Source organism: Pontibacillus chungwhensis, from assembly GCF_030166655.1.
Lineage (GTDB): Bacteria > Bacillota > Bacilli > Bacillales > BH030062 > Pontibacillus.
Genome location: NZ_CP126446.1, coordinates 3,285,371 through 3,311,133 on the forward strand (window position 1 = coordinate 3,285,371; position 25,763 = coordinate 3,311,133).

At 40.9% G+C, this 25,763-nt stretch carries 27 protein-coding genes and 3 riboswitches; of the genes, 2 read left to right on the forward strand and 25 right to left on the reverse strand.

Going from position 1 to position 25,763, the window contains the following annotated elements:
• Positions 1-137 precede the first annotated feature (137 nt).
• Positions 138-1,106 (forward strand): M23 family metallopeptidase, encoded by a 969-nt coding sequence (locus tag QNI29_RS17020; RefSeq protein ID WP_231418888.1) that lies wholly within the window; start codon positions 138-140, stop codon positions 1,104-1,106.
• A gap of 42 nt (positions 1,107-1,148) precedes the next feature.
• Here the strand turns inward: QNI29_RS17020 and QNI29_RS17025 are convergent, their stop codons facing one another.
• The 18 genes from QNI29_RS17025 to QNI29_RS17110 form a co-directional block, all read right to left on the reverse strand.
• The gene (locus QNI29_RS17025) at positions 1,149-1,241 is read right to left on the reverse strand and encodes a MetS family NSS transporter small subunit (RefSeq protein ID WP_231418889.1); all 93 of its coding nucleotides are present in this window, start codon (positions 1,239-1,241) and stop codon (positions 1,149-1,151) included.
• A 2-nt stretch (positions 1,242-1,243) separates the two neighbouring features.
• Positions 1,244-2,761, reverse strand: coding sequence for a sodium-dependent transporter (locus QNI29_RS17030; RefSeq protein WP_231418890.1), 1,518 nt, complete (start codon positions 2,759-2,761; stop codon positions 1,244-1,246).
• A 327-nt stretch (positions 2,762-3,088) separates the two neighbouring features.
• The gene (locus tag QNI29_RS17035) at positions 3,089-4,657 is read right to left on the reverse strand and encodes a Na+/H+ antiporter NhaC family protein (RefSeq protein ID WP_231418891.1); all 1,569 of its coding nucleotides are present in this window, start codon (positions 4,655-4,657) and stop codon (positions 3,089-3,091) included.
• Between the two features lie 240 nt (positions 4,658-4,897).
• Positions 4,898-5,082: riboswitch (Lysine riboswitch) on the reverse strand.
• 61 nt (positions 5,083-5,143) lie between these two features.
• Positions 5,144-5,932 (reverse strand): sporulation protein YunB, encoded by a 789-nt coding sequence (yunB, locus tag QNI29_RS17040; protein WP_231418892.1) that lies wholly within the window; start codon positions 5,930-5,932, stop codon positions 5,144-5,146.
• Positions 5,933-5,986: 54 nt separating this feature from the next.
• Positions 5,987-7,087, reverse strand: a complete 1,101-nt coding sequence (locus QNI29_RS17045) for an HD-GYP domain-containing protein (protein ID WP_231418893.1) — start codon at positions 7,085-7,087, stop codon at positions 5,987-5,989.
• A gap of 94 nt (positions 7,088-7,181) precedes the next feature.
• A complete protein-coding gene (locus QNI29_RS17050; protein ID WP_231418894.1) occupies positions 7,182-7,496 on the reverse strand; it encodes a YunC family protein in 315 nt (104 codons plus the stop codon).
• A 56-nt stretch (positions 7,497-7,552) separates the two neighbouring features.
• A complete protein-coding gene (locus tag QNI29_RS17055) occupies positions 7,553-8,944 on the reverse strand; it encodes a bifunctional metallophosphatase/5'-nucleotidase (protein ID WP_231418895.1) in 1,392 nt (463 codons plus the stop codon).
• Positions 8,945-8,956: 12 nt separating this feature from the next.
• On the reverse strand, positions 8,957-9,766 hold the full coding sequence (locus tag QNI29_RS17060; protein WP_231418896.1) for a sulfite exporter TauE/SafE family protein: 810 nt from the start codon (positions 9,764-9,766) through the stop codon (positions 8,957-8,959).
• 663 nt (positions 9,767-10,429) lie between these two features.
• A complete protein-coding gene (sufB, locus tag QNI29_RS17065; RefSeq protein ID WP_231418897.1) occupies positions 10,430-11,827 on the reverse strand; it encodes a Fe-S cluster assembly protein SufB in 1,398 nt (465 codons plus the stop codon).
• A 37-nt stretch (positions 11,828-11,864) separates the two neighbouring features.
• Complete coding sequence (gene sufU / locus QNI29_RS17070; RefSeq protein ID WP_231418898.1) at positions 11,865-12,305, reverse strand: Fe-S cluster assembly sulfur transfer protein SufU; 441 nt, start codon at positions 12,303-12,305, stop codon at positions 11,865-11,867.
• The gene (locus tag QNI29_RS17075) at positions 12,295-13,515 is read right to left on the reverse strand and encodes a cysteine desulfurase (RefSeq protein WP_231418899.1); all 1,221 of its coding nucleotides are present in this window, start codon (positions 13,513-13,515) and stop codon (positions 12,295-12,297) included. The genes sufU and QNI29_RS17075 overlap by 11 nt, the downstream gene beginning before the upstream one ends.
• Positions 13,515-14,825 (reverse strand): Fe-S cluster assembly protein SufD, encoded by a 1,311-nt coding sequence (gene sufD, locus QNI29_RS17080; RefSeq protein ID WP_231418900.1) that lies wholly within the window; start codon positions 14,823-14,825, stop codon positions 13,515-13,517. The genes QNI29_RS17075 and sufD overlap by 1 nt, the downstream gene beginning before the upstream one ends.
• Before the next feature lie 18 nt (positions 14,826-14,843).
• Positions 14,844-15,629, reverse strand: coding sequence for a Fe-S cluster assembly ATPase SufC (gene sufC / locus QNI29_RS17085; protein WP_231418901.1), 786 nt, complete (start codon positions 15,627-15,629; stop codon positions 14,844-14,846).
• A 351-nt stretch (positions 15,630-15,980) separates the two neighbouring features.
• Positions 15,981-16,157 (reverse strand): YuzK family famiily protein, encoded by a 177-nt coding sequence (locus QNI29_RS17090; RefSeq protein ID WP_231418902.1) that lies wholly within the window; start codon positions 16,155-16,157, stop codon positions 15,981-15,983.
• A 200-nt stretch (positions 16,158-16,357) separates the two neighbouring features.
• Entirely contained in the window at positions 16,358-16,714 is a 357-nt protein-coding gene (locus tag QNI29_RS17095; RefSeq protein ID WP_231418903.1) for a carboxymuconolactone decarboxylase family protein, read from the reverse strand.
• A gap of 87 nt (positions 16,715-16,801) precedes the next feature.
• Positions 16,802-17,650, reverse strand: coding sequence for a MetQ/NlpA family ABC transporter substrate-binding protein (locus tag QNI29_RS17100; RefSeq protein WP_231418904.1), 849 nt, complete (start codon positions 17,648-17,650; stop codon positions 16,802-16,804).
• Positions 17,651-17,666: 16 nt separating this feature from the next.
• Positions 17,667-18,335: a methionine ABC transporter permease gene (locus QNI29_RS17105; protein ID WP_231418905.1), complete on the reverse strand. Its 669-nt coding sequence runs from the start codon at positions 18,333-18,335 to the stop codon at positions 17,667-17,669.
• Entirely contained in the window at positions 18,325-19,356 is a 1,032-nt protein-coding gene (locus tag QNI29_RS17110; RefSeq protein WP_231418906.1) for a methionine ABC transporter ATP-binding protein, read from the reverse strand. Before QNI29_RS17110 ends, QNI29_RS17105 begins: the two co-directional genes overlap by 11 nt.
• Before the next feature lie 122 nt (positions 19,357-19,478).
• A riboswitch (SAM riboswitch) is annotated at positions 19,479-19,584 on the reverse strand.
• 224 nt (positions 19,585-19,808) lie between these two features.
• A riboswitch (SAM riboswitch) is annotated at positions 19,809-19,915 on the reverse strand.
• Positions 19,916-19,998: 83 nt separating this feature from the next.
• On the opposite strand from QNI29_RS17110, the gene QNI29_RS17115 reads away from it, so the two are divergent.
• Positions 19,999-20,409, forward strand: coding sequence for a TlpA disulfide reductase family protein (locus QNI29_RS17115; protein ID WP_231418907.1), 411 nt, complete (start codon positions 19,999-20,001; stop codon positions 20,407-20,409).
• A gap of 107 nt (positions 20,410-20,516) precedes the next feature.
• On the opposite strand, the gene QNI29_RS17120 is transcribed toward QNI29_RS17115, so the two are convergent.
• The 7 genes from QNI29_RS17120 to QNI29_RS17150 all read right to left on the reverse strand — a co-directional run bounded on the left by QNI29_RS17120 (position 20,517) and on the right by QNI29_RS17150 (position 25,752).
• Positions 20,517-20,828, reverse strand: coding sequence for a thioredoxin family protein (locus QNI29_RS17120; RefSeq protein ID WP_231418908.1), 312 nt, complete (start codon positions 20,826-20,828; stop codon positions 20,517-20,519).
• 14 nt (positions 20,829-20,842) lie between these two features.
• Entirely contained in the window at positions 20,843-21,202 is a 360-nt protein-coding gene (locus QNI29_RS17125; protein ID WP_231418909.1) for a ribonuclease M5, read from the reverse strand.
• Between the two features lie 178 nt (positions 21,203-21,380).
• Positions 21,381-21,554: a DUF2553 family protein gene (locus tag QNI29_RS17130; protein WP_231418910.1), complete on the reverse strand. Its 174-nt coding sequence runs from the start codon at positions 21,552-21,554 to the stop codon at positions 21,381-21,383.
• Between the two features lie 58 nt (positions 21,555-21,612).
• Positions 21,613-21,996, reverse strand: coding sequence for a glycine cleavage system protein GcvH (gene gcvH / locus QNI29_RS17135; protein WP_231418911.1), 384 nt, complete (start codon positions 21,994-21,996; stop codon positions 21,613-21,615).
• A 73-nt stretch (positions 21,997-22,069) separates the two neighbouring features.
• Entirely contained in the window at positions 22,070-22,429 is a 360-nt protein-coding gene (locus tag QNI29_RS17140) for an arsenate reductase family protein (protein ID WP_231418912.1), read from the reverse strand.
• 349 nt (positions 22,430-22,778) lie between these two features.
• Entirely contained in the window at positions 22,779-24,563 is a 1,785-nt protein-coding gene (locus QNI29_RS17145) for an acyl-CoA dehydrogenase FadE (protein WP_231418913.1), read from the reverse strand.
• A 13-nt stretch (positions 24,564-24,576) separates the two neighbouring features.
• Positions 24,577-25,752: an acetyl-CoA C-acetyltransferase gene (locus QNI29_RS17150; RefSeq protein WP_231418914.1), complete on the reverse strand. Its 1,176-nt coding sequence runs from the start codon at positions 25,750-25,752 to the stop codon at positions 24,577-24,579.
• Positions 25,753-25,763 lie beyond the last annotated feature (11 nt).

Genomic DNA, 25,763 nt, shown 5'->3' on the forward strand with positions numbered 1-25,763 from the left:
CAAGAAGGGACTGTTTATCACAAACAGTCCCTTTATCACGCTTTTAACCCTCTTCTATTATTAACATTTACCACTTATGTTTACCCTCAAGCTTTCGCAAACTACTGTTATAACCCTTCACTTGGAGGTGAATTATCATGAAACGCATTGTAGCATTGGTCTTATTGCTAACCCTTCTCCCTCACCAAACATGGGCTGAAGAGCAAAAGCCAGATGTTAAAGCACAACGTATGAACTTATATAAAACAATGGAGTCCCTTACTCAAATTCCATGGTACTATCTTGCTGCGGTCGACCAATATGAGCGCAACATTCAAAAAGAACCAGCATCTGAAGGTGTAATCGCCATTACCATTCCTAGAGAAATGTGGAATGGTGCCACAAATCCAAGTCAAAAAGATGCCCTTCCTATCTCAGAAATCGAACTATTCCAAGGAATAGGGCAAGACGGAAATGGGGATGACCTTGCTGACCGAACTAATGATGCCGATATCCTCGTTTCCTTCTCACAATGGATGAGTGGATTTGGTACATCTAAGCAAGACATAAAGATTGCGCTATGGAATTATTATGAAAGAGATTTATCCGTACAAACGATTATGAATACAGCAAAAGTATTTAAGACAGAGAAAACCATCGATTTAGGCCAACACATCTTTCCCGTCCCACTGAATCACAATTACAGTTACAAAAACACATGGGGGGACCCTAGAGGTTTTGGAGGTCGACGCATTCATGAAGGGACAGATATTTTTGCGAATTATGGAGTCCCTGTTCGCGCTACCTCGTACGGGGTAATTGAGATGAAAGGATGGAACAAATTCGGGGGATGGAGAATCGGTGTACGAGATATCCATAATATATACCATTATTTTGCCCATTTAAACGGATTTGAGAAAAATGTAAACGTCGGGCAAGTGGTTAAACCAGGAGATGTCATTGGATATGTAGGTGCATCGGGATACGGACCGCCTGGAACATCCGGGAAGTTCCCTCCTCATCTTCACTATGGTATGTATAAAGATAATGGCCATTCAGAGTGGTCTTTTGACCCCTACCCTCATTTGAAACTGTGGGAGCGCCAAACACGCCAATTGAAAAAATAACAAATCCCTCTAACGCTTGTGCGTAGAGGGATTTCCTTTATTTTATTTAGATGCTTTTACAGCGCGAACAATGCTGGCAATTAAACCTCCCCAGATCACAACTGCACCAATTACAAACATGATAATCCAGCTCATGTTTAGCCAACCTCCTTCTCATCTTTTGATTCTGTTGGCATAGCCAGTTCATTGTTTGGCCATTTCCGTACCGTCATTAAGGCACCAACGAACATAGCCCCAATGGCAACCACCCATCCAAAGTAGAACAAGAATTCAATTGGATAATCCGCGTAGTTTTTCATAAGTTCCACACGTAGGTTTTGTAATAACATATAACCTAATACAACCGGAGTAATGATACTTAGGCAAAATCTCCACCAGTACCCTAACATAATATCGGACAGACTATTCGCATGGGCTTGGAGATTCTTAAGTTCTTTCGCAAACCAGGCAACAGCGACAACTTCAAACAATCCAGCAAGTGCTACGCCGTAACTGTTAATAAAGTGGTCAACCGTGTCTAGGTAGAATAGACCTCCCTTAGTTGCGTATAGAAGAGAAATAACGGCTGATAATCCCCCACCGATCGCAACAGCTGTTCCACGGGATAAGTTGAACTTCTCCTGAACACCAGCTACATAGGTTTCCGTAATCGAAATTAATGAAGACAACCCTGCTAACACAAGAGAAGCAAAGAATAAGAAACCGAAGAACCCTGATAATACAGGCATTTCATTAATAATTTGTGGGAAGACCATAAACGCTAGACCAATACCACCATCTACAACATCCGTAACTTCCTGACCTGTTTGCATAGCCATAAATCCAAGAGCTGCAAATACACCAATACCAGCTAATAATTCAAAAGATGAGTTCGCAAAACCGGTAATAAAGGCGTTGTTTGTGATATCAGATTTCTTTGGTAAATAAGAAGAATACGTAATCATAATTGCAAAAGCGATGGATAGACTGAAGAAAATCTGTCCATATGCAGCAACCCAAACAGCAGGATCCCCAATCGCGTCCCAATTTGGTTGGAAGAAAGCCTGTAGACCATCGACCGCTCCATCAAGTGTTAAAGCACGTACAACAATAATTAAGAATAAGACCACAAGTGTTGGAATGAAAATCTTGTTCGCCAGTTCAATACCTTTCTTAACTCCCATACCAAGAAACGTTAATGTAATAATCCACACGATCGCAAGTGGGATAAGAACTTTCATATTCATGCCACCCATAACACCAGGTTCTGTGGCATTTAGAAAGTCTCCTCCGAAGAATGATGTCGTATCATCCCCCCATGCACCATTTAAAGCATAGCCTGCGTAAAGAACCGCCCAGGCGATAATAACAGCATAATAAGTAGAAATAACAAATGAGATCGCAACTTGCCACCAACCAATCCATTCAAACCCTTTCCGCATTCTCCCTAAAGATTTAGGTGCAGAACCACGGTATTTATGACCGATTGTGTACTCCATGATTAATAGTGGAATTCCGGCCGTTAGAAGTGCAAATAAATAAGGTAAGAAGAAAGCACCTCCGCCGTTTTCGTAAGCTGTCGCCGGGAATCTCCAAATATTACCGAGTCCAATCGCTGAACCCATTGCTGCTAGCAAAAATCCAACGCGTGTTCCCCATTGAGCACGTTTTTCCATGAATAGCCCTCCCCTTCTACAGTCATCTCCTGCGTTACAAGCTTATGCATATTGACCCAGGAGAATGTGTAATCTTTTTCTTTTTTCAGACTTTTCTAACTAATAGCTGTCTTTATTTTAACCACCCCATCACAGCTTGTAAAGTAATATTTAAAATTTTCAGATATTTACATTTAGGCTTTTTGTCCTACACTTTTTCTCTAAATACATTCATTACCATTACGTCATCTTTTCGGTGATCCTCCAAGGATTTGCAACAGGTATGTCATCTCCTAAATTCCATAAAAAAAGTCCGTTATGTATGATACATAACGGACTTTTTGATCTTTAAGCAGTTTTCGATTCGTTTACTTCTGAAGGTTTCCCTTTTGGATTAACAGCAAATACTATAAGCACTACAAGTAGAAGGGTAATCACAAGGGATAGGAATGCGCTAGATGTCATGCCATAAACCATGTATCCAACAGCAGTGGCTCCGGCACTAATTAGTGCATATGGCAACTGCGTCATAACGTGATCAATGTGGTTCGACCCTGCACCTGTAGAAGATAGGATGGATGTATCTGAGATCGGTGAACAGTGATCCCCAAACACACTTCCGGCTAACACGGCTGCTAAAGCAGGCAAGAACATGCTGACATCTGTGTTTGCTGCAATATTACCTGCTATCGGAAGCATAATCCCAAATGTTCCCCAAGAAGTTCCTGTTGAGAAGGCCATACCACCAGATACTAAGAAAACAAGCAATGGCAAGTAAGACGGATTAATATTTAAGGATTCAAATTGATTCGCTAAAAACTCCCCTGTTTCAAGTTCACCAATAATCGCTCCGATCATCCAAGCAAAGACCAAAATATAAATAGCAGGCAGCATTGCTTTAGAACCTTCTAATCCCACTTTTCCAAGAGATGATTTATCTCCAGGTTGAGCAACATACAGAACAAATCCACTAAGAGCTGCAAATAGGCCGCCAGCAAACAATGAACGGTTCACATTTGTATTCTTGAAGATTTCAAGAATCGTTACGTTCCCCTCTGTCCCTTGAATGCCTGTAATCACCATTGCGACAATCGTAGCTAGAATTAATACGATAATGGGTACAATAAGATGGTAAACGCGTCCGCTTTGAACGTCTTTAAATTCATTGTTTAAATCACCAGGAACATCTTTTGATTGGTCAACCAATTCCCCATTATATTCTGCTTTTTGCTCATGCTTCTTCATAGCGCCGATATCGAATTTGCGATAGATCGTTAAGAACACAAGTAAAATAGCAGCGAATACATATAGGTTCATTGGAATCATTTTAACAAAGGCTTCTAAGCCACTAAATTGGGTTAGCTCATTGGTAGCAATAATAGTTCCAATGGTTCCAATAATATAAGCACCCCAGCTTGAAATCGGAGAAATAACCGTAATCGGTGCTGAAGTAGAGTCAATCAAATAAGCAAGCTTTGCTCTTGATACTTTATAACGGTCCGTTAAAGGTCGTGCTACAGAACCAATGGCCAAACTATTGAAGTAGTCATCAATGAAAATAATAATACCTAGTACAGCTGGCATGGCTTGAGCACCTTTTCGTGTTTTCACACGTTGGATGGCCCATTCTCCGAAAGCACGACTACCACCAGAAGCTGTCATAAACGCTGTGGTAATCCCTAGTAATAGTAAAAAGCTGAGTAAGAATAAATTCCCTAAATTAAGGGCACCGTCCACATAGAAAATGGTATAGAATTGCTTCCATACTTCAGATAAGGTTGCGGACAAGGAAAAGTCGTGGAGCATAAAAGCACCTAGTAAAATGCCAACTCCTAATGAAATGAGTACTCGTCTTGTCACAAGAACTAAGACAAGCATAACTAGTGGTGGAATAAGTGAGTAAATCGTTCCTTCCATCTTTTCGTTCCCTCCGTGTTGTTGAGTTATTCGTCTCCTTCGTGTTACAGGCCTGATGTCTCTTGAAGGAAAGGAACGATGGACATGACGACGCAAGTACTGTCGAGCTCAGATTGGTGTGGTAATCTGGCTTTAAAATGCAGAAGAGTAAGAGGAAATAAAAAAACAGCAAATAATGATAGAGAAAATAACCTATCATTACCTGCTGTTTTATAGCAAATAATATTGTTATCCTCCATCTCGATCAGTAGCGCATCATGCAATCCAACGTCCGGTTTGCATGACAGTACATTCTCTATTCGGGAATGCACCAGCGTAAGAAAGATTGACGCTTCGTTACGCTTCGGCAAGTAGCCCTTTCGCCAGTTCTCATTGTTGTCATCCTCAAACTGGTTACTTATGCTAAATGCACCTCTACCTCATCGATATGATAAGGGTAGATGAAATTTAATTTTTGTGTAAGACATGTATTATCATAACAAGATTTTAAGGTCCTGGCAAGGGGTTTGTTGGAACTTCGATAGAAGGATTCATCCCACCGCCACCGCCATTATAAAAATCAGGTACCTTTCCAATAATGACGTTATGAGCAATAGGAACTTCTGTATCTACCGTAATTAATTTAGTCGAAAACGGTAATAAAACCTGTAAGTTGACTTCAACTTTCAGATCTATATCCACAACAAGCATATTGATTCCGTATTCTTTTTCTTCTTTCACCGCATCCGCCTTTACATTTCCGATATACGTAAAATGAACAGGAATTTCTGGTCCTAAATTTGATAATAGCGTGTTCCCTGTGGCTTGCCCTAAAGGAATGCGTGCAATCGTCCGCTTGTCTTGCACAATTTCTGAATTTGTTTCTTCTGGTTGATCATAGTCCACGTCATAGGAAATGCCAGGATCAGGATCTTCTCCCTCTCCTAACCTTGTTAAGTATTGATTAACGCGAAATAGGGTATCTCGAGTGACTTTGTTAATGGCAGCCGAATTAAATCCGGCTGAAACAACATTCCCTTGATCATCATACGTATATTGAACGAGATCATTAACATTCAAATCCTCAGCCATCTTTTTACTGACGGTTTCTGCAATGGCTTCTTTGGCAAATTGTTCTGTTCTGGCTTCTGCGATTTCCATAATCTTAGGTTCAATTCCTTTATTTATAATCCATAAGCTAACAAATGTGCTTATGAGAAAAAACATAAATGTAATGATAAAGATTTGTCTGGCTGGAGGTGGTGCCATTGTTCCCTTTCGCCTATTTCTCCCCATATTAAAAACCCCCTCTCCTCATTCTTATGCAAGATGAGGACAGGGATTGACTGTTTATTTTGTTTTTCCAACCAACGTCGTATCACATTCCGTAATCATGAGATTGAGTTCCTTTCCTAAATCTACCTCATAATAAGGAACGACAGCTTTTCCGTTCTCTTCTAATATCCTTATGTGAGGCCGGTCACTAACTTCAGTGTTTTGTCTAGAAACTACCCCTTTTCGCCCATCACTTAATGTGACACTTAATCCGTTCGGATAAACCGCTACACTTCTCCTAAATGCTTGAATCATATGTAAATCAAACTTCGTGCCAGAACCGGCATATAAAATCTCTAGACCTTCATGAGGAAGCATAGCTCTTCTGTAGACTCGGTTACTTGTGACGGCATCAAAGACATCTGCGATTGCCAAAATCTTAGCATAGTAATGAATATCTTTATCGCACAACCCCCGTGGATAACCAGAACCATCAAGTCTTTCATGATGTTGATAAGCACAGTGTGCAGCGACCAAGGACACACTCGGGGCCGCCCGGAGGATATTAAAGCCGGCCTCTGAATGCTCTTTAATAAGTTTAAATTCTTCATCATTCAACTTTCCAGGTTTGAGCAAAACTTCTCTTGGAACTTTCACCTTCCCAACATCATGCAAAATCGCGCCAAACCCAAGCTCTTCTAACTTCTTAGAAGGTAACCCAAGTTCCGTGCCTAACGCTAATGTATAAATTGTTACATTAAGAGAATGAGTGAAAATATAGTCATCGTATGTAAATACATCTGAAAGCAACGAGACAGCCTTCTTGTGACCCTGAATATCTGATAGGATCTTCCGGACTACATCTTTCATCTTTTCCCCTGTACGATCGAAGATAAATGAATCTTTAATATTTGATGACTTAATCTTATCAAACGTATCCGTAATGCGGTCAATCGCTTGATTACGGACCTGATCTGAAATGGGGAACTCCGTCACAATATCATTTGTGGCCTCATCTTCTATGTAAACATAGGTAACTCCGTAATCATTTAGCCGTTCAATCATCTTATTTGTTAATAATACACCCGAATGGATCAGAACCTTCCCTTTGTCATTATGAATCGGCTTAGCGAGTTCATGACCTGCTTCTAAAGAAAACGTTGATAGTAATCTCATAACACCCCAACCTTATATAAAGCTTATCTCAGTATTCTTCCACTTATGTAAACCGAGAGAACCTGAACCTCAAACTCCCCCGGACAGGCCTTGATTAGTCGTCATCTTTCGCCAACTTTAACATAGCCTCTTTCCCAATCATTCCCTCTTCCCAACCGAAAGCTTTTGAGCCTATTGTGATTTTCTCTAAAGGAGCTTCCAAAAGATCTTGTATTGTGCGTACTCCTACCGCTCTTCCCGCTACAATATTTCGATCAGACAGCTTTTCATTTAATAAATCCACATCTAAAGCTCCGCACATGATGTAGCCTTTATCATGAGTAACGACTAATAAATTCGTCTTTGGCAAAACAACAGAAACAGCTGTAAATGGCACTCCCTCAATCCATATCGGTTCGACCGTAACCATTGTAATCCACTCCCTTCTGCTACAATTTATGAAAGCAGCAAAAGAAAGTGCATGATTTAAGGCATTTGCTTTAGTGTTTCTCGTAATAGATCACGCAGTAACTCTGGCATAAAGTATTCTTTTTTCGGGCTATTCGCGATCTCCGGCAAAAGACGTCCAAACGTAAACGTATCACCAGTAGCCACCGAATACGTGTGGGTCGGATCAATCTTCTCCCCTTCAATCATGACACTTGTTACGTATTCCTGGCCGTCTTGAGCCTTTTCGCTTTGCACTTCTATTCCTGCAAAGACCATACGCCCAATTACTTCACCCCGAAACCCAAAGCCTTTTAGTTTCAGTTCCATAAAACGTTTAGCATGAGCCTGACGAATAACTTCCATAAGCTGATCTCCTCGTAGCTCAACTTTACAAGGATTCATGGGATGAGGACATTTCTGATGGATCGCTCCTCTTGTAACAGGCCCTTGAGGAAACCCTTCTAGCAAGACACCAGCATTTAACATCGCAACATCTGCGTCTGTCCACTTTTGCAGTGTCTCTACAAAACGTTTCATTAGCTCAGACGTTTGAAACCAATTGGCATTTTGATCTTGGCTTAAATGGGTCACCGTTTCATGTAACATGCCAGAAGCTTTATTTGCGTAATCTTCAATTATCTGCTTCGTTTCCTGATCTTCACTTTGCGTTTCTAGAGAATAAGCACTGGCAGACTTACGAGCTACTTCTTTATTATCCTGATCCCATACTAAAGCAACTTGACCCACGTACATTCCGTGCTTACCCGCTGCGGATAAAAGCGTTCCATTAATAAATTCACCATCTTTAAATAAATGGTGGGTATGACCCCCAATAATCACGTCTATGGCAGGGTAACGATTTGCAATCTCTTCATCATCATTAATACCAAGGTGCGACAATAACACTATAATATCCGACTCCTCTTCCACCTCTTCTATTAAGGCGTCAAGCTTATCAAATGGAGAAACCACTTCCCACCCTAACTGCTTGTAAAAGGAGTAAAAAGGCGCTGTTAAACCAATGACGGCAATTCTTGTGCCTTGTGAAGTCGTCTGAATGGTATAAGGCTTTAACCACGCTGGATCAAGGTTATGGGTTGCTGATAAGTTTGCACAGATTACGTCAAATTGAGCTTCATCATATAACGAGTATAAATCCTCGTGTCTTAAAGTAATCCCTTCGTTATTCCCTAAAGTAACCCAGTTATAACCTGCTTTATTCAATAAATCAATATTTGCTTTCCCCATCATCGCTTCTGAAATAGGATGAAACCGATCAACATGGTCTCCTACATCTAATAGAAACATATCTTCATCCATTTTCTTATGATGATTCTTCCGATCTTTCCAATGCCCCACAATACGAGGCCAATTCTCAAAATGGCTATGTAAATCGTTTGTATAATAAAGATAAATGTTTTCCTTCATCTAATCGACTCCTTACCTAATTCCATCCCAAATTAAGCGAATACCGATTAAAATGAGAATGATTCGTAAAATCCATTCCACCGTTTTCCCATTCATTCTTTGGTTTACCTTTGCCCCCATTGTCCCACCAATCCAGGCACCAGGTATAAAACATAACGTATAAATCCACGGAACATGCCCCAAAAGAATGTGGGTACTTGAGCTTGAAATACTAAGAAAGAATATAATAAACATGGAAGTTGCTGTTGCCACATGAGCTGGCAAACCAAACAGAAGTATCATAGCAGGCACCATAAGAGAACCGCCGCCAATACCAAATAAGCCCGACAAGGATCCCACAAAGAATGCCATAAAAAACCCACCAATGACAGGAATCTGATAATGATAGGTGGTTTCATTCAACGTGAAAGAACGCTGAATATGAAGCTTCTTCTCTTCTGTAGATGGTTCTGATCGTTTAGGTCTTGGTAAGAAGAATAACAGGGATATAACAATCATAAGAGCTCCAAAAGCTATGGAGAACAAATCCTTCTCAACAAATTGATTAAACCAAGATCCAAACACACCACCAGGCAAACATCCAACTAAAAAAATCAATCCGGTCTTATAGTCAATGCGCCTACTTTTCCAGTACGCAATCGTTGAAGAAAGTCCAGTAAAGATCATCACGACTACTGAGATCCCTACAATCTTCTGTGGGGTCGCCCACTCAAATGCATCAGATATATTGTGTAAAAACAGCATAGACGGGACTAAAATGGTACCTCCGCCAATGCCTGCAATACTGCCAACAAAAGCTGTGAAAAAACCTATAATCAACATGATAAGAGCAACCAACACACACAATTCCTTTCCATAAACAATTACTCATTCTATCATTATCTTACCACCTTTTTCAGTTTAAAAACATGAGGAAAGCCACGTGTTCCACATAAGCCATCATATATGGTCCTCCTTAAGTTGAGAGAATGTTTCCGTTAGCTTTAGTCTGGGTGTAAGGTGGTTCGGTTTCCGCGGCCCCACACGAGGTTTGGAAAAGGTGATAAGCCTTTGGAAAAAAGATAGCTTGTCTCGCTAGGCCCTCCACGCTGGAACTAGGCTGGCTCCACTTGCCGCAGGAGTCTCGCGATTTCCCGAACCAACACTCCAAATTAATAATGGAATGGTGACTCTCACTTAAGCTGCGGGGCCGTTATTCAAATGAAGGCAGGGCTTGCCCGGGGACGACGAGATTCCCGCGGGGTAAAGAGCCTAGGGAAGACCTCGGAAGGCGGCCTGCCGTCTGAGGAGGCTTCCGAGCTCCCCGCAGGAAAGCGAGTTGTCCCCGGGCAAGCCCAAGCACTCATCAAATGTAGTAACGGCCCGATTTCCACTCAACTACCTCAGCATAGAGATCCCAATATCAAACAGAGCCATACAAAAAGAGGACGAAATCGGGTTGATTTCGTCCTCTTATAAAGTCTATTCGTTTATAACGAATACAGCTTAACCGATTGAACCTTCCATTTCGAATTTGATCAGACGGTTCATTTCGACTGCGTATTCCATTGGAAGTTCTTTCGTGAATGGCTCGATGAAGCCCATTACGATCATTTCTGTCGCTTCTTCTTCAGAAAGTCCGCGGCTCATTAGATAGAACAGCTGCTCTTCAGAAACTTTAGAAACTTTCGCTTCGTGCTCAAGAGAGATGTTTTCGTTCATAATCTCGTTGTAAGGGATTGTATCTGATTTAGATTTGTTATCCATAATCAGCGTGTCACATTCAACGTTAGAACGGGCACCTTCCGCTTTACGACCGAATTGAACAATACCACGATACGTTACGTTACCACCTTGTTTAGAGATGGATTTGGATACGATTGTAGAAGACGTATTTGGTGCTAAGTGAATCATTTTCGCACCAGCATCTTGGTGTTGTCCCTTACCAGCAAGGGCAATTGAAAGAGTCATACCGCGTGCGCCTTCGCCTTTAAGAACAACAGACGGATATTTCATCGTTAACTTAGAACCTAAGTTACCGTCGATCCATTCCATTGTTGCATTCTCTTCAGCAACCGCACGTTTTGTAACCAAGTTATAAACGTTGTTTGCCCAGTTTTGGATAGTTGTATAACGGCAGTAACCGCCTTTTTTGACATTAATCTCAACAACTGCACTGTGAAGAGAGTTTGTTGTATACACAGGTGCTGTACAACCTTCTACATAGTGTACAGAAGCACCTTCATCCACAATAATTAACGTACGCTCAAACTGACCCATATTTTCCGAGTTAATACGGAAGTAGGCTTGTAGTGGTGTTTCAACTTTTACGCCTTTTGGTACGTAAATGAAAGAACCACCAGACCATACTGCAGAGTTTAGTGCCGAGAACTTGTTATCTGCAGGTGGAATCACTTTACCAAAGTGCTCACGGAAGATCTCTTCATCTTCTTTAAGAGCTGTATCCGTGTCTTTGAATATGATTCCTTGTTCTTCTAAGTCTTCCTGCATGTTGTGGTATACAACTTCAGATTCATACTGAGCGGATACACCTGCAAGATACTTTTGTTCTGCCTCAGGAATACCTAATTTATCAAACGTTTGCTTAATCTCATCAGGTACCTCATCCCAAGAACGTTCAGACTTCTCAGATGGTTTTACGTAATACGTAATCTCATCAAAGTCTAATTCGTTTAAGTCGCCGCCCCATTGTGGCATTGGCATCTTATAGAATTGTTTAAGAGCTTTTAAGCGGAAATCAAGCATCCACTCTGGCTCATCTTTCTGTCTAGAGATCTCACGTACAATTTCTTCAGTCAGTCCACGCTCTGTGCGGAAAATCGAAACGTCTTTGTCATGAAACCCGTACTTATACTCGCCGACCTCAGGTGCTTTTTTAGCCATCGGTCAAAACCTCCTTTAGGTGGTATATCACAAAAACTTATTCCTTTTCGTCTACACCTTTTTCCATTGCTTTCCACGCTAAGGTTGCACATTTAATACGTGCAGGGAATTTAGAAACGCCTTGTAACGCTTGAATGTCACCTAACTCATCTTCCATGTCTTCACTAATTTCTTTCCCTTGCATAATATCAGAGAAAACGTGAGACATCTTTACAGCTTCATCAACGCTTTTGCCTTTAATGGCTTGGGTCATCATTGAAGCTGAAGACATAGAGATCGAACAACCTTCACCGTCAAACTTCGCTTCTTGAACAATGCCATCCTCTACTTGCAGCTGTAGCTGAATGCGATCACCGCAAGTAGGGTTATTCATATCTACAGTTAAATGGTCCCCTTCAAGAGCTCCCTTATTACGAGGATTCTTGTAGTGGTCCATAATCACTTGTCTGTATAATTGGTCGAGATTATTAAAAGACATCTCCGAAAAACTCCTTTGTCTTTTGTAATCCATCGACAAATGCATCGATGTCTTCCTCTGTATTGTATACATAGAAGCTAGCACGAGCTGTCGCTGAGACATTTAACCATTTCATTAACGGTTGAGCACAGTGGTGCCCAGCACGTACGGCAATGCCTTCCGCATCCAATACAGTAGCAACATCATGTGGGTGAACATCATCTAAATTAAATGTAATCAGCCCAGCACGATCTTCTGGTCCATAAATGGTAACACCTTCAATGGTTTGCAGTCGATCCATAGCGTATTGAGCTAACCGCTTCTCATGGGCTTCAATTTCATCAAGTCCCACTTCTTCTAAGAAATCAATGGAAGCACCTAATCCAATTGCTCCTGCAATTATCGGTGTACCCCCTTCAAACTTCCAAGGAAGCTCTTTCCACGTAGAATCATACAGTCCTACGAAATCGATCATTTCGCCACCAAACTCAACAGGTTCCATGTCTTGAAGAAGAGATTTCTTCCCATAAAGTACACCAATGCCTGTTGGGCCTCCCATCTTATGACCAGAAAAGGCGAAGAAATCGCAATCTAATTCTTGCACATCAATACGCATATGCGGTGCACTTTGAGCTCCATCCACCAACATAACTGCTCCATTTTCATGTGCAATTTCCGCGATCTCTTTAATAGGGTTAATCGTACCAAGCACATTTGATACATGCATCATGGCTACGATCTTCGTATTAGCTGTAATCGTCTCTTTTACATCTTCTAGAGAAATCGTTCCATCTTCCTGAAGAGGAATGTACTTAAGAGTAGCTCCAGTAGCCTTTGCTGTTTGTTGCCAAGGAATGATATTACTATGATGCTCCATCGGAGTGATGACAATTTCATCACCCTCTTGGAGGTTATTTCGTCCGTAACTATAAGCAACCGTGTTAATGGAAGTCGTTGTTCCTCGAGTGAAGATCACTTCTTCCGTACTGTTTGCATTAATAAATTTACGAACCTTTTCTCGGGCACCCTCGTAACCATCTGTAGCTCGCGTACCAAGAGTGTGAACACCTCGGTGTACGTTAGAGTTGTAGCCTCGATAGTACTCATCCACTGCCTCAATCACTGATTGAGGCTTTTGGGATGTTGCTGCACTATCTAAATAAACCAATGGATGTCCGTTTACTTCCTGATCTAAGATCGGGAACTGCTTACGAACCTGGTTAATATCCATTAGTATACTTTCCTTTCAATCACATCACGTAGTTGATTCTTCACCGCTTCGATTGGAAGTTGGTTTACAACAGGTGCAAGGAAACCGTGAATAACAAGACGTTCTGCTTCATGTTGTGGAATACCACGACTCATTAGATAGTAAAGCTGTACTGGATCAACGCGACCAACAGATGCTGCGTGACCTGCTGTTACATCATCTTCTTCGATAAGAAGGATTGGGTTTGCATCACCACGAGCCTTATCACTTAGCATAAGAACACGAGATTCTTGTTCTGCGTTCGATTTAGAAGCGCCATTTTCAATCTTACCGATTCCGTTAAAGATTGAGCTAGCACTTTCTTTCATAACGCCGTGCTGAAGGATATACCCATCTGTGTCTTTGCCATAGTGAACGATTTTCGCAGTGAAGTTCTGCTTTTGTTCTCCTCGGCCCACTGTTACCGTCTTCGCATTAGCATGAGCGCCATCGCCCATTAAATACGTAACGTTTTCAGATACGGTGTTCCCATCGTTCATCTGACCAAGCGCCCACTGAATCTGAGCATCACGTTCAGCTACACCACGACGGTTCACATAAGTTGTTGTACCTTTTGCAAAGTTATCAACTGCACCGAAGGAAACCTTAGAATTTCCTTTTGCAATGACTTCTGTAACGATATTGGCTACCGTTTCTTGTGCTTCATTATCGCTGATATAGTTCTCAACATACGTTAGGGAACTTCCTTCTTCAGCTACCACAAGGATATGGTTATAAAGCGCCGCCTCATCATCTTCTTGCCAGAAAATAGACTGAATTGGTTCTTCAATTACAACATTTTTAGGTACATAAACAAATACCCCGCCGTTCATAAGTGCTGCATGCAGCGCTGTAAGGCGATTCTCATCTACCATAACACCATCTGTCATGTAATACTTTTGAACAAGCTCACTGTGTTCCGATAATGCAGTGAAGATGTCCGTGAACACGACACCTTTATCTTTTAAATCCTGAGATAAAGAAGAGTAAGCCACCGTATGGTTACGCTGAATCACAAGGTTCTGCTCTTTCTTCTCTACATCAAGGAAACTTTGAATCTTTTGCGGTAATTCTTCTAGTGAAGAAATCGTTTGACCTTGTGCCTCATGTTTAAAACGAGAAAAGTTCCATTTATCAATTTTCGTTTTATCAGGCTTCGGCATTGGGAGCGTATCAGCTTGTTCCAACGCGTTTACACGAAGGTCTGTCATCCATTTAGGTTCATTTCGTTTCTCTGAAAATTGGCTGACATATTGTTTATCGAATGGAAGTTGTTGTGTTTCAACAGTCATGATATCCCTCCTAACTGATTACGCTTCTTGACCTACTGTTTCGTCTTCAATGCCTAGTTCTTGCTTGATCCAGTCATAGCCTTCTTCTTCTAGTCGCTTAGCTAATTCAGGACCACCTGATTTCACTACGCGACCTTGCATCATTACGTGTACTTTATCTGGTGTGATGTAGTCTAACAGACGCTGATAGTGAGTAATGATTAGGCAACCGAATGCTTCATCACGCATTTTGTTAATACCTTTAGAAACCACTTTAAGTGCGTCGATATCAAGACCAGAGTCAATCTCATCAAGGATTGCGATAGCTGGCTTAAGCATCATAAGCTGAAGAATCTCATTACGTTTCTTCTCACCGCCAGAGAAACCTTCATTCAGGTAACGCTGTGCCATGTTTTTATCCATTTCAAGTTCATCCATATTTCCGTCCATTTCTTTGATGAACTTCATAAGGTTGATTTCGTCGCCTTCCTCACGGCGAGCATTAATAGAAGAACGAAGGAAATCAGAGTTTGTTACACCACTAATTTCACTTGGGTACTGCATAGCTAAGAAAAGGCCAGCTTGAGCACGCTCGTCTACTTCCATTTCTAGTACGTCTTTGCCGTCTAGGTGAATGCTTCCACCCGTGATCTCGTACTTAGGATGACCCATGACTGCAGATGCAAGCGTGGATTTACCTGTTCCGTTTGGACCCATGACAGCATGGAATTCGCCACCATTTATTGTAAGGTTTACACCCTTTAAGATTTGTTTACCTTCAATTTCTACATGAAGATCTTTAATTTCTAGTGTTGATCCTGCCATTTTGATACCTCCAATATGGTTTCTAACTATCGTAAATTAAGGATACGAAAAATGTATCGATTCTCAATCTATTCTCATTATAATTTTAAATCATTTCGAAAGTAATATCAACTTTTTACCACGCGGTATTATAAGTTATCCCTATCAAGGTAGTGGAAACTTATGAGGGGTTTAAAACGTGATTTTCGCCTATAAACTTCCTATATAATATAGTAACAACAAAACCATCAGATTGAAAACCACCTGCCCCTGGCTGATTTAGCTAAAATGCTACACTTAGGCCAAAAAAAATAAACAGGCGAAAACGTTCGCCTGCTACAATTTATAAGTAAAGCCTTTTATAAACAATATTTATCGATGGATTTGCCGATCAACTTCTGCTACAATTTGCCGACTTGCTTGGTACTCTGCTTCCCTACGCTGCTCTACCTTTAAACGTTGGTCGATTCGGCGACTATACTCTTGATAGCCTATTCCGTGAGACTGATGCATCGCCTTTTCCATCTCACTTGTGTAGTTTAAGTTCAATTGGTCACTAATAGTGAATCCATCCCTTCAATTGTTTTCCAATTTAGTTTAGCATAAACCTTATTCCCAGAACAAAGTCCATATAAACGCGATTTAAAGGGTGGTTTGACAATTTACAAAACCTAAAAGCGATACCTTTTCGTACCCTAAAATACATCGAAATTGCTCTTACTTACTCTCATTTATGCAATTTTCAGATATTAATGCAGTTCCTGAATACTCTCATTTACCAGAGTTACAGCTTGACTTAAAGCTGCTCCTCCTCCAAAAGCTGCTGCCACACCGCACGCTTCCATCATCTCTTCTTTTGTGGCTCCATTATCAAGACAACCCTTAGAATGATAGATCATGCAATATTCATCTTGAGCTACAACTGCAATAGCTAAAGCCATCAATTGTTTATCTTTTTTTGAGATCTTGCCTTCTTTAAAGCAAGCCTCCGAAAATTCACTAAAATGATGAGCCAAGTCTGGCATTTCTTTTTGGAATAATCCCATACCATGCTTGTACGTAAGTAACGCTTTTTCCGTTGAGTTCTGTGCTTGATGTTGTTCCATAAAAAATCCCTCCCAGGATAAAAGTAACTACCACTATTATGAGCGATGAGTTTACATTCTATCCAAGGAGGGAGTAGATGGTTTTAATTATTTCACAGGTACAATAGCTCCATTATATTCTTCTTTAATGAATGTACGAATTTCTTCTGATTGAAGAACTTCTAAAACAGTTTGTAAAGCTTCACTATCTTTGTTTTCTGTTCTAGTCACAAGAAGGTTCGCGTATGGGGAGTCGTCCCCTTCAATAAACAAGGAATCTTCAGTCGGGTTTAAACCTGCTTCGATTGCATAGTTTGTATTAATGGCTACAAGTGCATCTTCTTCTCTCTCATAGTTCTGCGGTAGAAGACCGGCATCAACATCGGGACTGAATTTCAGATTTTTAGGGTTTTCTGCAATATCATCAATTTTAGCTGATTTCTTCTCTACGCCTTCCTTCAACGTAATTAGACCCTGCTTTTCGAATAATGAAAGAATACGACCATGCTCAGATTCAGAACGACGCATAATCACTTCAGTGCCTTCTGGAATCTCATCTATATCCGTAATGTTCTTTGAATATACGCCCATTGGTTCATTGTGAACAGGTCCAAGGCTTGTGAAATCGTAGTCAAATTCTTCTTTCTGTTCTTTTAAATAAGGCGTGTGTTGGAAATAGTTCGCATCAATTGCCCCACTAGCCAAATCTTTATTCGGAAGGATATATTCCGTATAGGTATCGATCTGAAGGTCAATTCCCTTATCTTTTAAAATCGGCTTAGCTTTCTCTAAGATTTCTGCGTGCGGTGTACTTGAAGCACCAATAACCACTTTTTCCAAATCTTCTGAGCCAGAATCTTCTGAGCCATTGCTACTTGAGTCCTCTTCAGCTGATCCACAAGCTGCAAGTGCGAAAATAAATAAAGCACTAAGGAATAACGTTAAAAACTTCTTCATTCTTTTTCTCTCCTTTTTATCGTTTATCTAATTTATTTGATATAAAATCTCCAACAAATTGGAATAGGAATACAATAATGACAATTAATATCGTTGCTAAGAAGACAACATCGAAATCCCAGCGCTGGAACCCTTTAAGGTAAGCCAGGTCTCCAAGGCCACCGGCTCCAATAACTCCGGCCATGGCTGAATAGCTAATTAAATTAATAGATGTTACCGTAATCCCCGAAACAAGGGCTGGCATCGATTCCGGAAGCAACACTTTAAATATAATCGTCGATGTCTTAGCTCCCATCGATTTAGCAGCTTCGATCACTCCCTTATCTACTTCTTTAAGAGCTATTTCTACGAGACGACCGTAGAAAGGAGCTGCACCAATAATTAAAGCTGGAAGCGCCGCATTCGGCCCTCTAATTGTCCCAATTAAAAACTCAGTGAAAGGGAATAAGAGTAAAATTAATATAATGAACGGAATCGCTCGAAACACGTTTACAATCGTAGCGACGATAAAGTTCAATGGTTTATTTGCCCATATGTTCTGCTTTGATGTTAAGTAAAGCAGAAGACCAAGTAGCAGTCCTAATATAAAGGTCCCTACTACTGAGAGAGCAGTCATATATAAGGTTTCTTTCGTAGCAGTGACAAGATCTTCTATATTAGCGTTTGGAAATAACTCATGAAACATTATGATTCACCTCAACTTCGACAGACGTTTCTGATATATACTGGATGGCTTTCTTGATATCTTCATCTGTTCCATCGATGTGAACAAACAGAGTTCCATAAGCACCCTTTTTAGTCTGAGTGATCTTCCCTTGCAAGATATTAAAGCTTACGGAAGGAAACTCCCTCGATACTTCACTAATGAGAGCCTGATTGGTTTTCTCACCCACAAAGTGCAAACGAACGACTTGCCCAGTTTGATACTCAGCTAGCATCGTTTCCATGGTGTCATCTTGCTCCTGGTCACCCATTATTTGCTCTACGAAGCGTTTCGTAACTTTCTCTTTAGGATGAAGGAAGACGTCTAATACATCCCCTTCTTCCACAACCTTTCCTTCTTCCATGACCGCGACCCTATGTGAAATTTTACGAATAACGTGCATTTCATGAGTAATGAGGATAATCGTTAAATCTAACTGTTCGTTAATGTTTACTAACAGATCTAAGATTTGATCCGTTGTCTCAGGATCTAAGGCAGAGGTTGCTTCATCACATAAGAGAACTTTTGGCCTGTTAGCCAGCGCCCTGGCAATACCGACACGTTGCTTTTGACCCCCGCTTAGTTGTGAAGGATAAGCATCTTCTCTTCCTGTTAAACCGACGAGTTTAATCAACTCATCTACACGCTCTTGACGCTCCTGTTTTGGTGTACCTGCTATTTCTAAAGGAAAAGCAATATTCTCTCTGACAGTGCGAGACCAAAGAAGGTTAAAGTGCTGAAATACCATTCCAATTTCCTGCCTTGCTTTCCGTAACTGTCCTGCTCTAAGGTTGGCTATGTCTTCCCCGTCTATTACAATCTCACCGCTTGTTGGATCCTCTAGTCGGTTAAGCAAGCGAATAAAAGTACTTTTACCAGCACCGCTATATCCGATTACTCCGTAAATTTCTCCTTTTTCGATGTTCAAATTCACATCATCAACCGCTTGAACTTGGTTTGTACCAGATTTGAAAACTTTCTGTAAATTCTTGATTGAGATCACGGTTGTTCCTCCTTTTCAAAAGCAATAACGCCCAGACCCTACCCTCTTCAAATATGGGTCCCTAATAAAAAAACCTTCCTATCCCACACGAGGACAGAAAGGTTTATCTAAACCGATTCGTCCTCTCATCTGTCTAAGCTATGCTTAGCAGGATTTGGCACCTTTCAAACAAAGTTTGATGGTTGCCGGGCTTCAAAGGGCCAGTCCCTCCACCTCTCGTGATAAGAGTAAAATCCTTTATTCAATTAACGCTTTAACTCTTTTAAGTCTAGAAAGAATTCTAGCATGCGCTTTAACATTCAGTCAATATAAAACTTTCACTCAATTCGTTTCATTCAGAATTTACCCACTAAACTCTTTACGCGAGCGTCAACCTACACAATAATCACTTTCTACTACATAAATATAAAAAAACGTTTCCCAAAGAGAGGGAAACGCAAATCACGTCAACTCTCTTATCACCCAAAGCTTTCGCTTCGCAGGAATTAGCACCGTTCCTAAAAAACAGGATGGTTGCCGGGTTTCAAAGGGCCAGTCCCTCCACCTCTCCAGATAAGATCTGAAATCGATATAAAGTTAGGATATATGTTAGCATGGTGGTAGTTAATGAGTCAATATTTATAGGTTAAGGAGGCAAGCAACATGAGAGCACCTCACTTCACACTTCCAGCTACAGATGGTAGTCAATATGAGTTGGAACAAGATTTAGGTAAAGTAATCGTTCTAACTTTTTTTACTTCGTGGTGTCCAGACTGTTCAAGAGACCTTCCAAAGAAAGAACACTTTTATCAGTCCTTAAATCGAAATGAAGTCAAAATGATGACGATTAATGTAACCGGAAGAGAAAGAAACGCTGAAGAAGGTATTGCGTTTGCTAATAAATTTCTGTCTCAACCTACCTTGATTGATCGAGGACGTGAAATTTATGACCTTTACGGATGTACAGGCGTCCCTACAACTGTAGTTATTAATCAGCAAGGGATGATTGAAGCAACCTTTGGAGATAAAGCAGACGTAATGGAAGTCATGAAAACCATTGGTACATTACTGTAGTTCTACAGAAGCTACAGACACGATTCGCCTAATTATTTCTCGGGAAATCATCTTTCGCCAATAACTGCAGACATACAGAAGAGGCTGTCCTATTGGACAGCCTCTTATTATAGCTGATAATAATTCATTTTTTCATAGAGATAAGGCACTGAGTGAAATGCATACAATTTCTCGAGCGTCGTTCCTTTGCGAAGTATTAAAAGACATGGGACACTTTCTATTTGGTATTCCCACATAAAATCTGGGTGAACGGCTGCATTCAATTCACTGAGAGGGACTTCTTTTATCGCCTCTACTGTCTCCAACATCTTTCTTGCCAAATGACAAGTCCCACAAAAGGGGCTATGAATAAAAAGAAAATCAACATCATTTTCACTTTGAGTGAACTGGTTTAAAGGTTGGTCAGATACTGTTTGCAAAGAAAACCACCTAACTATGTTAAAAAAATAGGATCAACCGATATACTTCTGCTTACTAAAGCTGAAGCTAACTCTGCTTCTGGAGTAGCAGCCACTTCTCTAAATGAACGATCTATATAAATATGCTCAGCATGAGGAAGTTCGAAAGAGAGTTGCTTTCGTAACTTGTGACCTGAATGGTCTTCATCAACTAGTATAAAGACGTCTTTATGATCCAGGTCATAGTCCAAAATAAGCTGTTCTAGCCGCTCTACCCCTAATGTTCCATTTGTGCATATAATCTCAACATCTTCATTAATTACTTTTTGAATCTGCTGTTTATCAGTTTTGCCCTCTACGATAATCACTTTTTCAAGTGCACTGATTTCGTTCATCGCAACCACCTGTCTTTTTTCCAACGTAAGTGTTTCTTATTACTATATGTGATTTGGATTATAAATTCTCACTTCACCGCAAAAATAATAAAAAATAGGCCGCTATTGATATAAATAAAATTCCTGATGATGAACATATAGATAAAGAAATGGCAGTGGAGCCCCACTGCCATTTCCCTTAACACCAACCGTTTTCTTCATCACAATCTACATACTTATCAACGCGAGAAGGATCACTTGTCCCTCTCCACGATTGCTTCTGTTGCTTGTGCTTAGTGGTGTTCGTAACCTTCGCTCCCGGTACTGTTGCAGACCGAGTTCGTGGTGCGGAAGACTGACGATTATTCTCCATCTTAGTTCACCCCTTGTGCTTAAGGTGTCCTACGATTGAGGATAGTATGATGCCAATATTAGTCTTCAGCAATCATTTCTTGATATTTATCAGCTGACATTAATTTCTCAATTTGCGACTGGTCAGATGGTTCTACAATAACCATCCAAGCTTTATCATATGGCGCTTCGTTTACAAACTCAGGACTATCGTCAAGCTCACCATTGATGCCTACAACTTTACCAGAGATCGGCGCATAAAGTTCGGAAACGGTTTTTACAGATTCAACGCTACCAAAAGGTTCATCTGCTTCAATTGTATCTCCTACTTCAGGTAGTTCAACGAATACGATATCACCTAGTTCTGATTGTGCATGGTCTGTAATACCAATACGTACTTTGTCTCCTTCTACTTTCACCCATTCGTGTTCTTCTGAATAATACAACTCTTTTGGTACGCTCATTCATAACCCTCCATTTTACTTTTACATTTTAAATGTATTAAACATGGCTCAAAGAGCCAGATGTTTTACTTCATCAAGACTTCCAAGTATTTTCAAACGTTTCTTCTTTAAACCCAACTGTTACTTGATTTCCATCTGTAACTATGGGCCGCTTGATCAACATACCATCATATGCTAGCCAAGATCTCATATCGGCTTCAGTCGCATCTTGAAGTTTGTCCTTCATGCCGAGTTCACGATATTTCTTGCCACTCGTATTGAAAAACTTCTTTGCTGGTAAGCCACTTTGTTCAATTAACGTTTTTAGCTGATCTTCAGATGGTGGATGTTCAACTATATGTATCGTTTCGTAAGAGATGTTTTGGTCATCCAACCATTTCTTCGCTTTTTTACACGTACCACATTGTGGGTACCAGTAAACCGTTAACGCCATAGAAGGACCTCCTTTTTTATAATATGTGCCATTATTTTATCATATTTTACCGTAGCTTCCTAATTATTAGACAACAAATCCATAGGGTAAAATTATGTGCAAGCGTGGCGCCTAGGACCGTACGGACAAGACAGCTTCCTCATGCCGCAGGAGTCTCGCAATTTTCCGAACCACTTCTGCCAAATAGGGATTAACAAAAACATGCACAATTGACATATTCCATTGCTAAGAGGCTATGACCTCATCCAAATTAACAAAGCACAGCTTCAAGTCCTATGCTAAGTAAGCTTATATGAAAAACAAACCCTCCCATTTGATCAAACAAATGGGAGGGTTTTGGGTTGGTCAATTATAGGACGTATTTCTCTTCTTGAATTACTTTAGCTGCAACTTCACGTTTTTTCTTGATAACGTTTGTTGGTGTGTGACGCGTTAGTTTGCGAAGGGCTGATAGCATCATGCGCAGGGAATCTCCTTCTTCGCTTGCAATTAGCGTTTCTTTCGCATGTGCTTCAATGCGATTGAATGATTCTTGTGTATAAACTTGAGTCATAGCTAACTTTTGCATGTTTTTCTCTTCACCGCTTGATTGAATAGCTTTCTCTGTACGTAAGATTGCTGATTCCATATTGTAGATCTCCCCTACAATATCTGCGATGTTAACAAGAAGTTCTTGTTCTTGCTCAAGTTTCTCACCGAATTTCTGAGCTGCTAATCCTGCTGCTAAGAGGCCTATTTTCTTAGCGTTCTTTAACAAGTATTTCTCTTGTTCTAATGTTTCTGTACCTGGCTCTTCTGGCATCATCATCATAAGCTCTTCTTGTAACGTTTGAGCTTTTTGAAGAAGAGGTAGTTCACCTTTCATAGCTTTCTTCAATAGTGTACCTGGAACGATCATGCGGTTGATTTCATTTGTACCCTCGAAAATTCGGTTAATTCGAGAGTCACGATACATTCTCTCAACCTCATATTCAGCCATAAATCCATATCCGCCATGGATTTGAACCGCTTCATCCGTAACGTAATCCAGCAGTTCAGTACCAAATACCTTCGTTAACGAACACTCAATTGCATACTCAGCAATCGCTTCAGCGATTGCTTTTCCGTCCTTCAATTGCTCATCAGTTAGTTTACCCATTCGCTGTTCAAAGAGACCTACAGTTCGATAAACCGCACTTTCGTTTGCATACGTATTAGCAGCCATGGTGCCTAGCTTTTCCTGTGTAAGCGGGAAGCTAGAGATTGGCGTTTTGAACTGCTTTCTTTCATTCGCGTATTTAACGGCAAGTTCAAGAGCGCGTTTTGAACTACCAACACCACCAATAGCTAGCTTATAACGCCCAACATTTAGAATGTTAAAGGCAATCACATGACCTCGACCAATTTCGCCTAAAACATTTTCGACTGGAACTTCTGCATCTTCTAAGATCAGGGTACGAGTACTGGAACTCTTAATCCCCATTTTCTTCTCTTCAGGTCCTGTAGAAACGCCACCATAGTCTCGTTCTACGATAAAGGCTGTGAATTTATCTCCATCGATTTTCGCGTAAACAACGAATACATCAGCGAACGCTGAGTTTGTAATCCACTGTTTCTCTCCATTTAACACATAGTGCGTACCCGCTTCATTTAATTTAGCTGTCGTTTTCGCTCCTAATGCATCCGATCCAGAGCCTGGTTCAGTTAGAGCGTAGGCAGCAATTTTTTCACCTGTAGCAAGGAGAGGAAGGTACTTTTTCTTTTGTTCTTCATTACCAAAGAATACGATCGGAAGTGAACCAATACCTACGTGAGCACCGTGTGTAACGGAGAAGCCACCAGCTCTTGAGAATTTCTCAGTAATAAGAGATGAACTAATCTTATCAAGGTTAAGACCACCATATTCTTCTGGTACATCTACTCCTAGTAAGCCTAGTTCTCCCGCTTTCTTAAGTAAGGCAACAGAATGCTCAAATTCATGATTTTCAAGGTTCTCAATCTTTGGAACCACTTCACCTAAAACAAAATCCTCTGCAGTCTTAGCAATCATTTTATGCTCATCTGTAAAGTCTTCTGGCGTAATAATATCTTCTGCCTGTAAATCTTCAACTAAAAAGCTTCCACCTTTAAATACTCTTTCCTTTGTTTCACTCATTATGGTTTCCCCCTTATATAAGTTCAAAGACTCCGGCAGCACCCATTCCGCCACCGATACACATTGTGACAACACCAAACTGTTCATTTCGACGCTTCATTTCATGAATCAAGCTTAAAGTCAGTTTAGTACCTGAACACCCAAGTGGATGACCTAAAGCAATGGCTCCACCGTTAACATTTACTTTTTCTTCATCAAGTCCAAGTTCACGAATGACTTGTATAGACTGTGATGCGAATGCTTCGTTTAACTCAAATAGTCCAATATCTGATTGGCTCAAACCAGCAAGCTTTAACGCTTTTGGAATGGCTTTCACAGGCCCTACACCCATAATTTCTGGTTCTACACCAGCAACGGCGAATGAACGGAATTTAACAAGAGGTGTTAAGCCTTCTGCTTCTGCTTTTCCTCTTTCCATGACTAATACAGATGCTGCTCCATCACTCATTTGAGACGAGTTCCCCGCTGTTACGGAACCACCTACTGAAAAGGCAGGTCGCAGTTTAGCGAGTGCTTCCATATTCGTGCCGCTTCTGACGCCTTCATCCACACTAAACGTTAATTGCTTTTCGTGCTGTTTGTTATCAGCCCCTACAAAGCGGTGCATAACATCGACTGGTACAATTTCGTCTTCAAATTTTCCTTCTTTAATGGCACGAGCAGCCCGTTCATGACTCCTCACCGCAAATGCATCCTGCTCTTCTCGTGTTATACCAAAGCGCTTCGCAACTTCTTCTGCCGTGTATCCCATGCCCATGTAGTAACCTGGCGCATTCTCAACAAGTTTTACGTTAGGCTTTACCACATGCCCAGGGACAGGTACTAGACTCATAGACTCTGCACCACCAGCAATGATTGAATCGCTATGTCCTAACATAATACGTTCAGATGCATAAGCTATGCTTTGAAGTCCGCTTGAGCAGTAACGATTAATGGTTATACCAGGTACATCATTCGGTAAACCTGCTAATCCGGCAATATTTCGGGCCATATTTGTGCCCTGCTCCGCTTCCGGTATGGCACAGCCGATAATAACGTCATCGATATTACCGTCATACCCTTCTGCCCGCCTTAATGTCTCTTGAATGGTCAGAGCGGCAAGATCATCTGGACGCGTATTTGCAAGCGTTCCTTTTTTAGCTTTTCCAACAGGCGTCCTGGCACCTGCAACGATTACAGCTTCCTTCACAATACTTCCCC

Excerpts from the sequence above, each read along its gene's own strand:
- QNI29_RS17020 (WP_231418888.1), top strand. The coding sequence starts at position 138 with ATGAAACGCATTGTAGCATTGGTCTTATTGCTAACCCTTCTCCCTCAC.
- QNI29_RS17025 (WP_231418889.1), bottom strand. The coding sequence starts at position 1,241 with ATGAGCTGGATTATCATGTTTGTAATTGGTGCAGTTGTGATCTGGGGA.
- QNI29_RS17030 (WP_231418890.1), bottom strand. The coding sequence starts at position 2,761 with ATGGAAAAACGTGCTCAATGGGGAACACGCGTTGGATTTTTGCTAGCA.
- QNI29_RS17035 (WP_231418891.1), bottom strand. The coding sequence starts at position 4,657 with ATGGAAGGAACGATTTACTCACTTATTCCACCACTAGTTATGCTTGTC.
- yunB (WP_231418892.1), bottom strand. The coding sequence starts at position 5,932 with ATGGGGAGAAATAGGCGAAAGGGAACAATGGCACCACCTCCAGCCAGA.
- QNI29_RS17045 (WP_231418893.1), bottom strand. The coding sequence starts at position 7,087 with ATGAGATTACTATCAACGTTTTCTTTAGAAGCAGGTCATGAACTCGCT.
- QNI29_RS17050 (WP_231418894.1), bottom strand. The coding sequence starts at position 7,496 with ATGGTTACGGTCGAACCGATATGGATTGAGGGAGTGCCATTTACAGCT.
- QNI29_RS17055 (WP_231418895.1), bottom strand. The coding sequence starts at position 8,944 with ATGAAGGAAAACATTTATCTTTATTATACAAACGATTTACATAGCCAT.
- QNI29_RS17060 (WP_231418896.1), bottom strand. The coding sequence starts at position 9,766 with ATGTTGATTATAGGTTTTTTCACAGCTTTTGTTGGCAGTATTGCAGGC.
- sufB (WP_231418897.1), bottom strand. The coding sequence starts at position 11,827 with ATGGCTAAAAAAGCACCTGAGGTCGGCGAGTATAAGTACGGGTTTCAT.
- sufU (WP_231418898.1), bottom strand. The coding sequence starts at position 12,305 with ATGTCTTTTAATAATCTCGACCAATTATACAGACAAGTGATTATGGAC.
- QNI29_RS17075 (WP_231418899.1), bottom strand. The coding sequence starts at position 13,515 with ATGGATATTAACCAGGTTCGTAAGCAGTTCCCGATCTTAGATCAGGAA.
- sufD (WP_231418900.1), bottom strand. The coding sequence starts at position 14,825 with ATGACTGTTGAAACACAACAACTTCCATTCGATAAACAATATGTCAGC.
- sufC (WP_231418901.1), bottom strand. The coding sequence starts at position 15,629 with ATGGCAGGATCAACACTAGAAATTAAAGATCTTCATGTAGAAATTGAA.
- QNI29_RS17095 (WP_231418903.1), bottom strand. The coding sequence starts at position 16,714 with ATGGAACAACATCAAGCACAGAACTCAACGGAAAAAGCGTTACTTACG.
- QNI29_RS17100 (WP_231418904.1), bottom strand. The coding sequence starts at position 17,650 with ATGAAGAAGTTTTTAACGTTATTCCTTAGTGCTTTATTTATTTTCGCA.
- QNI29_RS17105 (WP_231418905.1), bottom strand. The coding sequence starts at position 18,335 with ATGTTTCATGAGTTATTTCCAAACGCTAATATAGAAGATCTTGTCACT.
- QNI29_RS17115 (WP_231418907.1), top strand. The coding sequence starts at position 19,999 with ATGAGAGCACCTCACTTCACACTTCCAGCTACAGATGGTAGTCAATAT.
- QNI29_RS17125 (WP_231418909.1), bottom strand. The coding sequence starts at position 21,202 with ATGAACGAAATCAGTGCACTTGAAAAAGTGATTATCGTAGAGGGCAAA.
- QNI29_RS17130 (WP_231418910.1), bottom strand. The coding sequence starts at position 21,554 with ATGGAGAATAATCGTCAGTCTTCCGCACCACGAACTCGGTCTGCAACA.
- gcvH (WP_231418911.1), bottom strand. The coding sequence starts at position 21,996 with ATGAGCGTACCAAAAGAGTTGTATTATTCAGAAGAACACGAATGGGTG.
- QNI29_RS17140 (WP_231418912.1), bottom strand. The coding sequence starts at position 22,429 with ATGGCGTTAACGGTTTACTGGTACCCACAATGTGGTACGTGTAAAAAA.
- QNI29_RS17145 (WP_231418913.1), bottom strand. The coding sequence starts at position 24,563 with ATGAGTGAAACAAAGGAAAGAGTATTTAAAGGTGGAAGCTTTTTAGTT.